15 protein-coding genes are annotated in these 14,229 nt (G+C 34.8%); 8 read left to right on the plus strand and 7 right to left on the minus strand.

Annotated elements, in window-relative coordinates; genetic code table 11:
* Positions 1-2: 2 nt before the first annotated feature.
* The 7 genes from GQN54_RS00635 to GQN54_RS00665 are packed head-to-tail and all read left to right on the plus strand — an operon-like array spanning position 3 to position 5,354.
* A complete protein-coding gene (locus GQN54_RS00635) occupies positions 3-1,007 on the plus strand; it encodes a 3-oxoacyl-ACP synthase III family protein (protein ID WP_160630937.1) in 1,005 nt (334 codons plus the stop codon).
* A gap of 12 nt (positions 1,008-1,019) precedes the next feature.
* Positions 1,020-1,253, plus strand: a complete 234-nt coding sequence (locus GQN54_RS00640; protein ID WP_160630938.1) for a hypothetical protein — start codon at positions 1,020-1,022, stop codon at positions 1,251-1,253.
* The gene (locus GQN54_RS00645) at positions 1,253-2,302 is read left to right on the plus strand and encodes a ketoacyl-ACP synthase III (protein ID WP_160630940.1); all 1,050 of its coding nucleotides are present in this window, start codon (positions 1,253-1,255) and stop codon (positions 2,300-2,302) included. The genes GQN54_RS00640 and GQN54_RS00645 overlap by 1 nt, the downstream gene beginning before the upstream one ends.
* Positions 2,278-3,033 carry an SDR family NAD(P)-dependent oxidoreductase gene (locus GQN54_RS00650; protein ID WP_160630942.1) on the plus strand — a complete coding sequence of 252 codons (756 nt, stop codon included), beginning with the start codon at positions 2,278-2,280 and terminating at the stop codon, positions 3,031-3,033. The genes GQN54_RS00645 and GQN54_RS00650 overlap by 25 nt, the downstream gene beginning before the upstream one ends.
* A gap of 2 nt (positions 3,034-3,035) precedes the next feature.
* The gene (locus GQN54_RS00655; protein WP_160630944.1) at positions 3,036-3,704 is read left to right on the plus strand and encodes a GNAT family N-acetyltransferase; all 669 of its coding nucleotides are present in this window, start codon (positions 3,036-3,038) and stop codon (positions 3,702-3,704) included.
* Positions 3,701-4,627, plus strand: coding sequence for a glycosyltransferase (locus GQN54_RS00660; RefSeq protein ID WP_160630946.1), 927 nt, complete (start codon positions 3,701-3,703; stop codon positions 4,625-4,627). The genes GQN54_RS00655 and GQN54_RS00660 overlap by 4 nt, the downstream gene beginning before the upstream one ends.
* On the plus strand, positions 4,614-5,354 hold the full coding sequence (locus tag GQN54_RS00665; protein WP_160630948.1) for an aspartyl/asparaginyl beta-hydroxylase domain-containing protein: 741 nt from the start codon (positions 4,614-4,616) through the stop codon (positions 5,352-5,354). Before GQN54_RS00660 ends, GQN54_RS00665 begins: the two co-directional genes overlap by 14 nt.
* Here the strand turns inward: GQN54_RS00665 and GQN54_RS00670 are convergent.
* Positions 5,351-6,319, minus strand: coding sequence for a sulfotransferase family protein (locus GQN54_RS00670; RefSeq protein ID WP_160630950.1), 969 nt, complete (start codon positions 6,317-6,319; stop codon positions 5,351-5,353). The genes GQN54_RS00665 and GQN54_RS00670 overlap by 4 nt on opposite strands.
* On the minus strand, positions 6,312-7,376 hold the full coding sequence (locus tag GQN54_RS00675; protein ID WP_160630952.1) for a sulfotransferase family protein: 1,065 nt from the start codon (positions 7,374-7,376) through the stop codon (positions 6,312-6,314). The genes GQN54_RS00670 and GQN54_RS00675 overlap by 8 nt, the downstream gene beginning before the upstream one ends.
* 53 nt (positions 7,377-7,429) lie before the next feature.
* Here GQN54_RS00675 and GQN54_RS00680 point away from each other — a divergent pair, with 53 nt between their 5' ends.
* On the plus strand, positions 7,430-9,316 hold the full coding sequence (locus GQN54_RS00680; RefSeq protein WP_160630954.1) for a tetratricopeptide repeat protein: 1,887 nt from the start codon (positions 7,430-7,432) through the stop codon (positions 9,314-9,316).
* Between the two features lie 3 nt (positions 9,317-9,319).
* Here GQN54_RS00680 and GQN54_RS00685 read toward each other — a convergent pair whose 3' ends face one another.
* The 5 genes from GQN54_RS00685 to truB all read right to left on the minus strand — a co-directional run bounded on the left by GQN54_RS00685 (position 9,320) and on the right by truB (position 14,229).
* Complete coding sequence (locus GQN54_RS00685; protein WP_160630956.1) at positions 9,320-10,372, minus strand: cupin-like domain-containing protein; 1,053 nt, start codon at positions 10,370-10,372, stop codon at positions 9,320-9,322.
* Between the two features lie 9 nt (positions 10,373-10,381).
* Positions 10,382-11,425, minus strand: a complete 1,044-nt coding sequence (locus GQN54_RS00690; RefSeq protein ID WP_160630958.1) for a cupin-like domain-containing protein — start codon at positions 11,423-11,425, stop codon at positions 10,382-10,384.
* 321 nt (positions 11,426-11,746) lie between these two features.
* Positions 11,747-12,415, minus strand: a complete 669-nt coding sequence (locus tag GQN54_RS00695) for a 2-C-methyl-D-erythritol 4-phosphate cytidylyltransferase (RefSeq protein ID WP_160630960.1) — start codon at positions 12,413-12,415, stop codon at positions 11,747-11,749.
* Positions 12,416-12,418: 3 nt separating this feature from the next.
* A complete protein-coding gene (queA, locus tag GQN54_RS00700; RefSeq protein ID WP_160630962.1) occupies positions 12,419-13,465 on the minus strand; it encodes a tRNA preQ1(34) S-adenosylmethionine ribosyltransferase-isomerase QueA in 1,047 nt (348 codons plus the stop codon).
* A gap of 74 nt (positions 13,466-13,539) precedes the next feature.
* Positions 13,540-14,229, minus strand: coding sequence for a tRNA pseudouridine(55) synthase TruB (gene truB / locus GQN54_RS00705; protein WP_160630965.1), 690 nt, complete (start codon positions 14,227-14,229; stop codon positions 13,540-13,542).

Consider the following 14,229-nt stretch of genomic DNA (forward strand, 5'->3'; position numbering starts at 1 on the left):
AAATGCCCAGAATTGCTGAAAGTGCGCTTTACTTTCCATCCAAAACTTTTACTAATGAAGATTTCTTCCTCAAGTTTCCAGAGGAGAGAGATAGTAAGACTTGGCCCAAATTAGGCATCCACAATCGTCATATTATAGCGGATAACGAAGTGCCATCGGACATGGGACTAAAAGCAGCCGAAAAACTACTTAATGACCATCCACATTTAAGGACAGAAATCGATTTTATACTTTTCACCTCTCCTGAACGTGATTATTACACTCCAATAACTGCAGGCGTCTTACAACATAAATTAGGGTTAAAAACTGATTTAGGAGCGATGGACGTGCATCAAGGATGTAGTAGTTTTATTTATCTACTTTCACATGCCGATGGACTGATTAAAATAGGTGCAGCAACAAAAGTATTAGTAATTGCTGTTTCCTCTCTTACTAGAACAATTGACGAAAATGACAAGGCGAACCGTTTCATCTTTGGTGATGGTGCAGCAGCCTATATAATTGAAAAATCAGAAGAACAAGTTTTCCATAGTTATTACTTTGGAAATGATGGAAGTAAAAAAGACAAAATCATCATAAGGGATGGAGAAAATAGACACCCAATAAATGAGGACTCATACATCCCTTTTACAAATGAATTTGGTGAACAACAGATTCCAGCTAAATTCTATCAGGATGGGGCTGGCGTATTTCGGTTTACTTTAGACCGTATACCTAAAATGATTCAATTGATTTTGGATAAAAATGACCTAAAAAAAGATGATATTGACCTATATTTGCTTCACCAACCCAATGAATTTATTGTAAAAGCTTTAACAAAAGTTGCTAAACTACCAGAAGAAAAAGTAGTCATAGATGTTGCTAACTATGGTAATACTGTAAGTTTATCAATCGCAATATTAATTCACAATTTAAATCAACAAAACAGAATCAAACCTGGAATGAGAATTTTAATCGCAGCCTTTGGAACCGGCTTAAGCTGGAATGGCTGTATCTGGGAAACATAAATAAATTATAAAATGAACTGGAAAGATTTCGAATCTAATGTAAGAGAAACATTAGAAATTGAAGATAATGTGATTATCGATAAAAATGAACTATTAGAGGATAGCGAATACTGGAGTAGTATGCATGCTTTATTAATTATGGCTTTGGCAGAATCTGAATACAACATTAGTATAACAGGGGAGGAATTAAGAAATTCAAAAACATTACAGGACCTCTATAACTTGTTCGAATCCAAATTGTCATAATGGCCATTTTCAATATTCCAAATATCCGTATCAATGGCATAAGCAGTGTAGTTCCACAAAAAAAGGTAGCCAACAGAGATTACGATTACGTCACCGAGACTGAACGAAATTTTCTAATAAAAACGACTGGAATAGAAGAAAAGAGGCATGCTGAAAAAGGTATAACAACCACAGACCTCGGAGAAAAAGCGGCTAAAATACTATTGGAGAAACTCAATTGGGAAAGAGAAGATATAGACATCTTAGTACTCGTTACCCAATCTAGAGATTACTATCTCCCTTCTTCTGCCATCATATTACAAGATCGTTTGGGACTACCCTCTAGCTGTATGGCTTTTGATATAGGACTTGGATGTTCGGGGTATGTCTATGGACTTTCTGTAATTTCTCAGTTTCTGCAGAACGGGCAGTTAAAAAAAGGTCTGTTAATTTGCGGAGATGTATCAACTATATCTACAAACTATGAGGACAAAAGCACTTACCCCTTATTTGGTGATGCTGCCACAGCAACAGCAGTAAGTTTTGAAGAGGGAGCAGATGGTATTCCATTCAATCTGGAAAATGATGGAAAAGGTTTCGATGCCATTATAATACGTGATGGAGGTGCCAAAAACCAGCTAAATGATGAAACTACACTTGTAAAAAATTATGGCCCGGGAATCAATCATACAGCAAAAGATTTAGAACTAAATGGTTTAGATGTATTTTCTTTTTCAGTGAAAGAACCGCCAAAAAACATCCTACAATTAATAGAAAGCTCGAATTACACCAAGGATGAAATCGATTACTTTATCTTTCATCAAGCTAACAAATTAATTATAGAAACTATTCGAAAAAAACTTAAGATTGGGCCTGAAAAAGTGCCTTTTTCACTTACAAAATATGGAAATACTAGCTCTGCTTCCATCCCCTTAACCATCTGTGACCAATTATCAGTAGATAGTAAGGATAAAAAAATGTTATTCTGCGGCTTTGGAGTTGGATTATCATGGGGCAGTTGCATTATCAATACAAAAGACATCGTATGCTTGACACCAATCGAATTTTAGAAGCTGCTAATTATGACTTTAATGGCAAAAAAATACTAATTACAGGAGCTTCCGGAGGAATTGGATTTGCTACAGCCAAAAAATTAATCGATTCAGGAGCTGAAGTATATACCAATTCGCGAAGAGAAATAGAAATAATATCAGAAAATCACCATCATTTTTGTGGTGACATTAGTGAAGATTCGACAATAGAAAAGTGGATTTCTGTTTTACCAAATATTGATGGGGTGGTTTATTCAGCTGGTATTTTAGACACGATGCCCATTCGATTTGCTAAAAAAGAAAAGATGATGAAAACATGGGACATCAACTTTTTTGCAGCGGTTAATTTAAGTGCTCAATTAATCAAAAAGAAAAAGCTTAATAAACAAGGCGCCTTTGTATTCATCTCATCCATATCAGCTAAACATCCTTACATAGGTGGAAGCATGTATACTGCTAGTAAAGCAGCTTTAGAAACTTATTCTAAAGTGCTTGCCTTGGAATTAAAAGGTAAACTTATCCGAAGCAATTGCATTGCGCCAGCTATGGTTAAAACCGAGATGTATGAAAAAGGCATTGAAAAAGGATCCTTGGAGTTTATGGAAGAGCACGTTGCTAAATATCCATTTGGAGCTGGAGAATCAGAAGACTTGGCTCAGGCTGCTTGCTTTCTGCTGTCAGATGCAGCACGATGGATTAACGGAATAACTTTAACAATGGACGGCGGTTTTTTATTACAAGGTACTTAATCATGAAAATTAAAAAATACGGTCTGGAATTAAAAGAAGTAGAGCGAGAGGATTTAGAACTGATTCGTCAATACCGAAATACTGATATCATTAAAAATAAAATGATTCATCGGCAACAAATCACTAGAGAACAACAGCTCGAATGGTTCAAAGAAATTAGAACAGTCAATCACTATTACTTTCTTATCTATAAAAATGACTCTGCGATAGGTCTTATCAATGGTAAAAACATTGATTTTGTAAATAAGACTTCTGAAGGGGGAATATTTATCTGGAACGAAGATAGAAATTATGAAATTTCAATTACAGCTTCCATTATTTTAAATGATTGGAACTTTTTTATCAATGCGTTTGAAAAAAATTATGCTCAAGTACTGAAGTCCAACAAACAAGCCATTGCTTACAATGAATTCATGGGGTATAAAATAGCTGAAAGGATTCATGAAAATAAAGAAGTCGTATGGATGGAGCAAACCAGGGAGGATTATACTCAATACCGCAAAAAAATTGAACTTTTAAAGTTTGACGATTTCAATATCAGTGAACCATTAACAGAGGATGACATCTTTTTTAATGCTGACGAGGAACCTTATGCCAGGAGTATTGTCGAATTAATCCCTCCTTCCCAACAAGCTATTTACAACAGGATTTTAAAGAGAGCCTTCCCATGAAATTAAAAGATCTAAGCATCGTAATTCCTGTTTATCAAGCAGAAAGTAGCATTGGGAAACTTATAGACCAATTAGAAACAGACTCCTTTTTAAAAACATTAAATTGGGAATTGATTCTTGTTGACGATTGCAGCAATGACAGTAGTTACGAAATAATAGAATCAAAAGCAATTGAATATAACAACATAATAGGCCTTACATTACATAAAAATTCTGGGCAACATAGTGCAACTTTAGCTGGAATCATAGAAGCTAAAGGTGAACTTCTATTAACGATGGATGATGACTTTGAGCATCCTGTTGAAGAAATTGAAGGATTGATTAATGCTTTGAATCGACAAAAAGCAGATGTAGTATTTGGCATTCCTGAAAATCAAGAAAAAAACATAATTCGTAAACGAATTAGTAAAGAATTTAAACGTGCTACTCGAAATTTTTCTGAAGGTTACGGAGAAGGATCAGCTTTCCGATTGATTCGAAAGCAAATTTATTCTCAGCTTGGAAAGCATAAAACGCCGTTTGTTTTTATAGATGAAGTCTTAGCTTGGTATACCAAAAACGTACTATTTGTGCCCATCAACTTTAATCAGGCAACTAAAAAGTCAACGTATAGATTCTCTAATTTATTTGGACTATTCTTTAACATCATGTTTACCTACTCTTCTTTTCCAGCACAACTTTTAACTAAAGTCGGAATCGTTGGTAGTTTTATCTCTTTTGGAGTTGGAATCTTTTACATTGTTAAAAAGCTATTTTTCAAGGCACAACTTGGATTTACATCTATTGCTGTATCCATTTTATTCTCAGCCTCTTTAATACTAATGGCTTTGGGAGTCATTGCCCAGTACATCTATCGTCAAAACAGATTATTGAATCAATATCCGCAGTTTTCTATCAAAAGTAGAACCGATGAACAGGAGTAATATTTGGTATTCCTATACTTTAAAACCTTACCTACTTGAAGAGCCAAGTTTCTATAATAAGGAAGACTTTGAATGGGCAAAGCTATTAGAAGATAATTTTGAAATCATCAAAAGAGAGGCATTGGCCTTTGTTCAAAACAATGAATTAAAGCCCTATTTCAATAAAAGTTTACTGAGCCGATCCAATAGTTGGAAAACAGAAGGCCTACTTTTCTGGGGTTACTTTTTCAAAAAACATCACAGCTCATTCATAGAAACATGGAAAATAGCCAAACAAATTCCAGGTATTGTTTCCTTTTCTATCTCTGAATTGGATCCTAATAGTAAAATAAAACCTCACAATGGCGACACCAATGCTATAATTCGTGTCCACCTACCTATTGTAGTCCCATCAGGGCTTCCATTATGTGCCTTTACAGTGAATGGAGAAACAAGAGCATGGGAAGAAGGTAAGGTGATTTTGTTCAATGATGCACAAAATCACTATGCGCAAAACCTCACTAACCAAAAAAGATTAGTCTTATTAATTGATGTCATTCGCCCTGAATTCATTGCATTTAAAACTGAAATTTGTGGCAAAGTATTGAATGGATTAGCATGGCAGGCCATTACTCAAAGTAAACCAGGAGTCAGAAACTATCCAGTATGGACGAAAAAGATACTTTGGAGCAGCATTCGGTTTATAGCTCGAACGATTTTGAGAATTAATCGATTATTTTGGCCCTAATGTTTTACATTTCGTCTAATATCCCACTTTAACTTACCAAGGCTAAGGCGAACTAATAAGCTCCAAACCAAAGACTTTTTTGGAGACACCTTAAACTTTCCCTCTACTAAACTCTTGTAATATGCTTGGCTCAATCTATCAATGGATGCAATTTGGGCGCTTGTTAATTCCTTTTCCCACTGTTTCATTTTAGATGTATTGATGGGTTTTTGTAAGTTCTCCCACATCGCATATTTTTGTTTTAAATAAGCAGGATCTAACTTTCCGTCTCTTGCCTGCAAAGAGGACAAATAGGCATTTATTTTCTGGTCCTTATTCTTCCTAAAATTAAGCATCTCCGACTCAAATGAAACTCCTAAGAAGTCACAAATTAGCTGTGTATACTCTACTGGTTGCTCACACATAGCATCATAATGTACCAATAAAAATCGATCAGGGTATTGATTTGCTTGTTTCGCAATCAATTCATTGGTATGATTCCACCAACTAGCCAAATAACTATAATCGGCAAAATGCTGAATCTTATGTTTAGCTCTGGATATACAGTTATCTTTTGGCTCTCGAACCATCCAAATAAACTTAGAATCAGGGAAAAGTGACATTATCTGTGGTAGATAATAACTGTATATTGGATTTTTATCAATTAGAATTGATGGTCTCTCGTGATCTTCTAAACAACTTTCATAGGTTGCTTTAATGGCATCTTCAAAGTTATTTGCTGCTAAAAAAAGAGATTCCAATCGATTAACATCTGGCTTCGCAAAGTGTAAAAAATCTTGATTAGAAAGAATAGACTGGAGCATTTCTTGTTTGCTCTGCTCATCAAATTGAAAGGCCTTTGAGAGATGATTTAATAAAACAAAATGCTCAGGATAACTTTTTACCTCGGCACTCATATCTAACACTTCCCGCAACATGGTAGTTCCGGATCTCCAAATACCTACTACAAAGTGTATCTCAGGCATTTTCTTTAATTACTTTATCTAGTTTACTTTTCTTATTCACAAAAACATTTTGAATGAGAAAAGACCTAAGCCAAACAATTGATTTATATGGGAGGTTATACAAAAAAGTATTTCCATACCTGTGAAAACCATAACCCAAAGAATAAGCTAACTTCTCATTGATTGTCACTTTTCTTTGAGGTAGATCAATCACATATCCATACCGCTCAGCATATGGAAAACTAACTGATTCAATAGTTCTAACTTGTGCCTCACTTAACTTTACTTTATAATGTCCAATCTTTTTTGGATCTAATGGTTTTACAGAAGATTGATGTTGTTCTTTTAGTGACTCGCTAAATTTTTCCTCAAACTTTTCTTTAAAACCCAACCTTTTCTCTTCCAATTCAGCAAGAGAATCAATACCAGTAAAATCTTCGAATTTTCTAAAGAAAGTGTGTTTATCAATCACCAAATCTTCAAACTTCAATGTTATGTATCGACTTTTCTCTTTTGATTCACATTTATCATAATGCAAATTATACTCCAACCATTTGTTGGATAACAATCCTACTTTCTTACGCGTAAATTTTACATGTGAGGTAATATTATCTCGAGGATCTCTAATAATTCGTATGAACTTTCCATCTTGAAAGATTTGACCTAGCCTTTCAATAAACAGTGTATATCGAGGATTTTTATCTACTATAAATTTTATCTTTCCCTTTTGAAAACTTGAATTTCTGTAGATATAAATTACCTTAATTAAGTCTTGGACTTTAGTTTCAGCTGGTAATTGTTTCAACTGTGAAATAAGCGCTTCCTTATGAAACTCCCACAAAAACTTAACTCTATAATCCTGCATTACGGTGTCAAAAAGCTCTTCTGCAAGTTCAGGCTTCCATTCATTTAAGTTTTTGTACCTCTGCCACACTAACAAAAGAAATCTAGACTCAGTTGCCGAAGCTACATTTGGGTGACTATCAAGGATTGTGCTGAGCAAGGTGGTTCCGCTTCTTCCTTTACCAACAATAAAAAAGATAGGAATTGACCGCAGTTCTTCTAAAGTATAATTCATAGTATTCAAAATAATTCATTCAAAGAAAAGATTTCTTTTTCTAATTTAGAAAAATGAATTTCCAAAAGCTACTATCTACAGAAAACGGGCTCGTTGAAACTTCAAGTAAACGCTGGTCTTTTTTAATTTTGTTAATTACTTGTTTTGTTTTTTATGGTAACACCCTTCAAAACGGTTATAATCTGGATGACAACTACGCCTATACTGCCAATAAAAATGCTACAAATGGGCTTTCAAACATTAAGTCCATCTTTACAGAAAATACCTTTTCTCAATCCGCTTATAGTTATGGTTATCGACCCATAACTACACTAAGCTTTGCCATAGAAAATGAGCTATTTGGAATTAATTCAACCATAAGTCATTTGATCAACGTTTTAGTCTACTTCAGCTCTTGTTGTATTTTTCTTTTGATGATTGGGTCCACGTTTCCAAATGTAAAATTTGGCACCACTTTAACTTGTGTCTTTTTCTTTACCATCCTCCCTATACATACAGAAATTGTAAACAACGTAAAATCAAGAGATGAATTATTGATGTTGCTGTTTTGTTTATCCTCTACTTATCTTTTCTTGCAAACTCACAAAAAAACTTCACTCATAATCCCTGCGATAATCTTCCTCATTTTGGGAATCTTAAGTAAGAAAACGGGACTTATTTTTTTAGGAATTATTCCTACCGCAATTTACTTTCAATCGAAAATAAAAGCAAAATATCTTATCGGCTTTTCTGGACTTATCTTTTTGGCTCCCATAGCCATACGCGTTATGCGAAAAATTACTAAAGTAGACGAAACCGTTCGAATTTATACAGGTATTGAAAATCCACTTTTCGACCCTTCTATTGAAATTGACCGTATAAGTTTTAGTTTAAACACTTTATGGTTTTACTTTAAGAAAATGCTGTTTACTAACCATTTAGTTTCCTACTATGGATACCATACCATTCCCATTAAAGGTTATAACCTAGCTTCCATAGCAACAATTCTAATTTTTATTACCCTAACATATATCGCATTAAAAAATTTTAAACGTAAAAGTCCTGTGTCATTTGGAATAATAGTGATGTTCGGAGGCTTACTTCCTTTTGTAAATTGGCTTATTCCTTTAGTTGGAATAGTTGCTGAACGATTCGCTACAGTAGCTACAATTGGTCTAAGCATATTTATTCCTTTTGGTATAATCGAACTACTTTCTAAATTTAAAAAAGTTGAGAAACCACAGTTAATTAGCATGTCTTTATTACTATTATATGCTACCTTTTCCTTTTTTACTATTCAGGCTAGAAATAAAGAATGGAAAAGCGACGAAACTTTATTTGCTGCTGATGTTATAAAAGAACCCAATAGTGCTACCTTACAAGCTCTGATTGGCAAAGTGTATATTAATAAAATTCCAAAACTAAGTTCTGACCAACTAAAAGTAAGTTTAGGGAAAAAGGCCATATCGCATCTCGAAAAATCGGTAAGTATATTTGAAGACAAATACAACCTCACTGATTTAGGTAGCTTGTATTTTAGAGCATTATTAAATTATAATAAAGCAAAAATAGTTTACAATAGAGCCATTCAAATAGATTCTAACTATGCAGACCCCCACTATCACCTAGGTTGGGTTTCAATGGCACAAAAAGACACTTCAGAGGCCATTCAACAATTTAGAAGGGCTATTGAGATCAAACCCTCTTACATCGCATGTTATGAACCACTAATTAAATTGTTAATCTATTCAGATAGAAAAGATGAGGCGCTATTGATTAATACAAAAGCTCTAGAAAAATATCCTTCCGAGTTATCGTTAATTTTAAACCAAGCGAATGTGTACTACATAAAAAATGATTTCCCAAATGCAATTTTATGGTTTGAAAAGTACCTATCATTGCAACCGAACAATCAGAATATTCGAAATTTTGTGAATCAATTAAAATCTAAACCACTTTAATAGTTAGCTTTTCTTTCTTTTTTGGATATAATCATCTAATTGTCCATGCTCAGCCATATGGATAAGATTTATATCTTGTTTATAGAGCTTATACGCCTTCCATATAGGAGGGTTTGTGGCAAAAGCATCCAGAAATGTATACAATTTAGAACTTTTAAAGCAATATGCAGGTGGTAACCATCTGTAGCCAACACCGATAGAATTACCAACATTCTTTACCGAATGCCAATAAAATGGAGGATTCCATAATACATCTCCCGGTTTTAGATGCACACTATAACCATCAATATATTGAAACAATTTATAAGGTCCGGAAAAGTCTGGATTGAAGGGATCAAATGGGCCTGATTCAGTTTTAGCGGGACCATCTCTATAAACATTCCGAACTGGATTTGGATCTACAATTGGGGTATGTTTTGGATGATACAGCATCCATTTCTTCTCACCGTACACTTGGGTAAACAAATTACACTGATTGGCATTGTGAATGGGAGTTATTGTATTATCTCCTCCCATAAATACTTGAAATGCTTCGAATAGAGTTCCTCTATTTCTACGCTCTCGCAACCACTTATAATCAAAATCAAGGATATGCTCAGGATGCTTGTCCAATAATGGATAAAAACGATAATACTTTCCCGTTCCTTTATGAATACCATCAATTAAATCAGCCAAAGTCATTACCTCATAGGGGTTTTCCATTTTTAACTGGTCGGCCATAACTATAACGTCTTCTCCGTGTAGCTTTTTAAAATAATCCAGACTCCATTCCTTCACACAGTTCCATTCCTTAGCAGCACCTTCTAAAATTACAGGCTTCATCCCATCCACATACTCACGCTGAAATTCTTCTAAACTTAAATTAGTCCGTCTTTCTACAGGAATTATTTCACCTGGCCCCTGTTCTTTGAGACTACTTTCTAATTGAACATAAAACTTCCTTCTATTCTTTAAGGTCATGCTATAGGCTCTCTTTCTCCCCAAAAAATGATCTAAAATTTGATACTGGGCGTACTTTCTAAGTTGCGCCGAAGTAATTTTAATGTTTATATCCATACTTCAGATTTAAGCCTTTTGGTTTGCAAGGTATTCTTTTAACATTCCACCTTCTAATAAATGAATTAAATTGGCATCCTTCTGTACAAATTTTAAAGACTTCCATATCGGCGGATTCACTACCATAGTATCCAAAAAAGCATACAAAGGAGCTAGTTGATAACAATAAAGTGGAGCGCACCATCGGTATCCAACCCCTATTGACATTCCCACATTTTCTACTGCATGCCAGTAATAAGGAGGATTCCATAAAACATCCCCGGGTTTTAAATGCACTGAATACCCGCTTGTATAGTTAAACAAACTATATGGTGGTGAGTAGTCAGGTTTAAAAGGATTAAAAGGCCCTTCTTTCTTTTTGAAAGGTGCGCTTCGATAAATTCCTTTTACTGGATCAGGGTCGATTATGGCTGTGTCGTTGGGATGATAAAGTACCCACTTTTTTTCCCCTACCACTTGCGTAAAAAGGTTAGGTAGGTTAGCACTATGCATTGGAGTAATCGTTTTATCGCCACCCATAAAAACTTGAAAAGCCTCTAAAAAAGAAAACCTATTTTTCTTACTTCTCAACCATTCGTAATCAAAATCCAATAGATGCTCTGGGTGTCTTTTTAACAATGGATAAAAGCGGTAATATTTCCCACTACCTTGATTGATTTCATCAATGAGTTTGCCCAAAGTCAATTTTTCGTAGGGATTTTCTATTTTATACTGATCGGCCATCACAATTTCATCAGTACCATGTAGTGATTTGAAGTAATCAAAACTCCATTTTTTTACACAATCCCATTCTTTAGCAGCTCCTTCAAAAACAACAGGGATCCCTCTTTTTAAGTATTTTTCCTTAAACTCTGCATCACTTAAATCTTTCCTTCGATCTATAGGTATTAATTGCTGCTCTCCATTCCTTTTCAAATCATTAAAGAGATTATCATAAAATTTCTTTCGACTCTTTATAGTCAAAGATTTCCCCTTTTTACGACCTATGAAGTGATCGAGCAATGCATAATAAGCATATTGTCTTAATTGACTTTTATTCAACGATTCTGACATGATTTCACAAAAAACTAAATTTAATCTTATATTTTGATATCCAAAATAGATAACCCACAATAAAAATATCAGATGCTTCAGTGCTGAAAATAAAAAGAAATTGGAATAGAGGTGTTGACTTACAATCACCTTTTCTAGTGAAGACAATGATTGTGGCAACGTTGCCGAAACCCATTCAAATTTCTTATGACTCCTCCATAAAAACTTCGAACGCAATCAAGTGCAAAGTTGCAAACGTTATAGGAGCAACAAAATTAGTTTAAAGATATTAATAAGGTTGGAACGCATTGAGTGGTTAAGTCAGGCAATCTCAAGCTAATCTCAATAACCACCAACCATCATCTCTGCGACTTTCAAATCAAAGGGGGTTGTAATTTTAAAGTTTTCTGAATTCCCTTCAAATAAAGTAACAGAGTGTCCCATTGCTTCTATTACAGAAGCATCATCGGTGAATGTGTCAGAAAATGACTGCTGATATGCCGTTTTTAATAAAGCTATGTCGAATACCTGTGGGGTTTGAACCAAACGATAATCGGCACGATTTAAAGCTCTATTTACTTTTTCATCAACGCGCCTAATGGAATCAACTAGATTTACTGTAGGAATGGCCGTTTTCTCCTTTTCAGCGACCTCAAAGCCCTTCATAATAGTAGAAGTAGCAACAAAGGGACGAACCCCATCATGGATAGCAACAACGCCAGTGCTAGTCACTTTTTCTAAACCATTCTTTACCGAATAAAATCTGGAGGTACCGCCTTCTGAAACTAAAACAGGAACTTCAAAACCATGTTTGGTTTGAAGTTCCTGCCAATATTGTATTTGCTCCTTGGGGAGCACAAGAATAATTTCTATGTTGGAATCTGCTTTATAAAATTGCTCGATGGCGTGCATCAAAATTGGTTTACCTCCAATTTCAATAAACTGCTTTGGGATCTCAGATTTCATCCGATTCCCTTTGCCCCCAGCAACTATTATTGCAAAACGCTTCATTGATTATAAAATCAACATCGCATCACCATAACTGTAGAATCTATATTTTTCTTTGATTGCTTCTTTGTAGGCTTTCATAATCAAATCATAACCTCCAAAAGCAGCAGTCATCATTAACAATGTGGATTCAGGTGTATGAAAGTTTGTAATCATAGCATCTGCTATACTAAAATCATAAGGAGGGAAGATAAATTTATTAGTCCATCCTTTATGTGCTTTCATAAAACCGTCAGTTGAAACTGATGTTTCAATAGATCGCATACTTGTAGTTCCTACTGCAACAATTTTCTTTTTTTGTCGCTTTGCATTATTAACAATTTCAGCTGCCTCTTCAGTCACCTCAGCTTCTTCAGAATCCATCTTATGTTTTGTCAAATCTTCTACCTCCACGGATCGAAAAGTACCTAAGCCCACGTGCAATGTAACATAAGCAAAGTCAATCCCTTTGATCTCCATTTTTTTCAAGAGATTCTTTGAAAAGTGCATTCCTGCAGTTGGTGCTGCTACTGCACCCTCTTTCTTAGCATATACTGTTTGATAACGCTCCTCATCCTCTGGCTCAACAGGTCTTTGGATGTATTTTGGAAGTGGTGTCTCTCCCAATCTTTCAACTATTGCTTTAAATTCTTCGTGAGACCCATCAAACAAGAATCTTAAAGTTCGACCTCTAGAAGTAGTATTATCTATCACTTCAGCCACTAAGTCATCATCACCGAAATATAACTTATTACCGATTCTAATCTTACGTGCAGGATCAACTAACACATCCCACAATAAACTTTCTCTATTTAATTCTCTTAATAAGAAAACTTCGATTTTCGCACCAGTCTTTTCTTTATTTCCATATAAGCGAGCAGGGAATACTTTTGTATCGTTCATGATGAACACATCACCTTCATCAAAATAATCGATAACATCTTTAAATAATCGATGCTCAATTTCACCTGTATCTCTATGTACTACCATCAATCGAGACTCATCTCTATTTTCTGCAGGGTGCTCTGCCAACAATTCTTCAGGTAAATCAAACTTGAACTTAGATAATTTCATGTGTATCGTATTTAATTATGGAGTCAATTTTAGCGAGCGCAAAGTTAATAATTAAAACTTAAATCCACTCTATATTATATGGCTTCCAAGGAATCGTAAAATTCCTCTACATCTATTGCGTCTTTAACACTATAATCTCCAATCTTTGTCCGGCGTAATTCTGTTAAATGTCCGCCACTTTGAAGTGCTTTACCAAAATCATAGGCTATAGAGCGTATGTAGGTTCCTTTACTGCATTCAATTCTAAAATTAATTTCTGGAAAGGAAGAATGGTCTACATGAAACGAATAAATCGTAATGAGCTTTGTTTTTAATGCCGGTTTCTCTCCTTTTCTAGCTAAATCATAAGCACGCTTACCATCCACCTTTTTAGCTGAAAAATCAGGCGGCATTTGATGCATTTCTCCTACAAATGATTGAGCGACTTCTTCTATCATTGCTCCAGTGATATGGTCCAATTCAAATCGCTCATCGATATCAGTTTCTAAATCGTAAGAGGGGGTTGTAGCACCTAAAGTGATAACACCTGTGTACTCTTTTCTCTGCTCCTGAATAGATTCTATAATCTTAGTCTTTTTTCCTGTACAAATAACAAGTAGTCCAGTTGCAAGAGGATCAAGCGTTCCTGCATGTCCTACCTTTATTTTCTTTAATGAAAACTTCTTTCGAAGTGCGTATTTTACTTTTTGTACCGCATTAAAAGAAGTCCATGTCAGTGGCTTATCAATTAAAATAACTCGACCTTCTACGTATGGATTCTCCAT

This window comes from Acidiluteibacter ferrifornacis (assembly GCF_009909615.1).
GTDB classification, from domain to species: Bacteria; Bacteroidota; Bacteroidia; order Flavobacteriales_E; family Vicingaceae; genus Acidiluteibacter; species Acidiluteibacter ferrifornacis.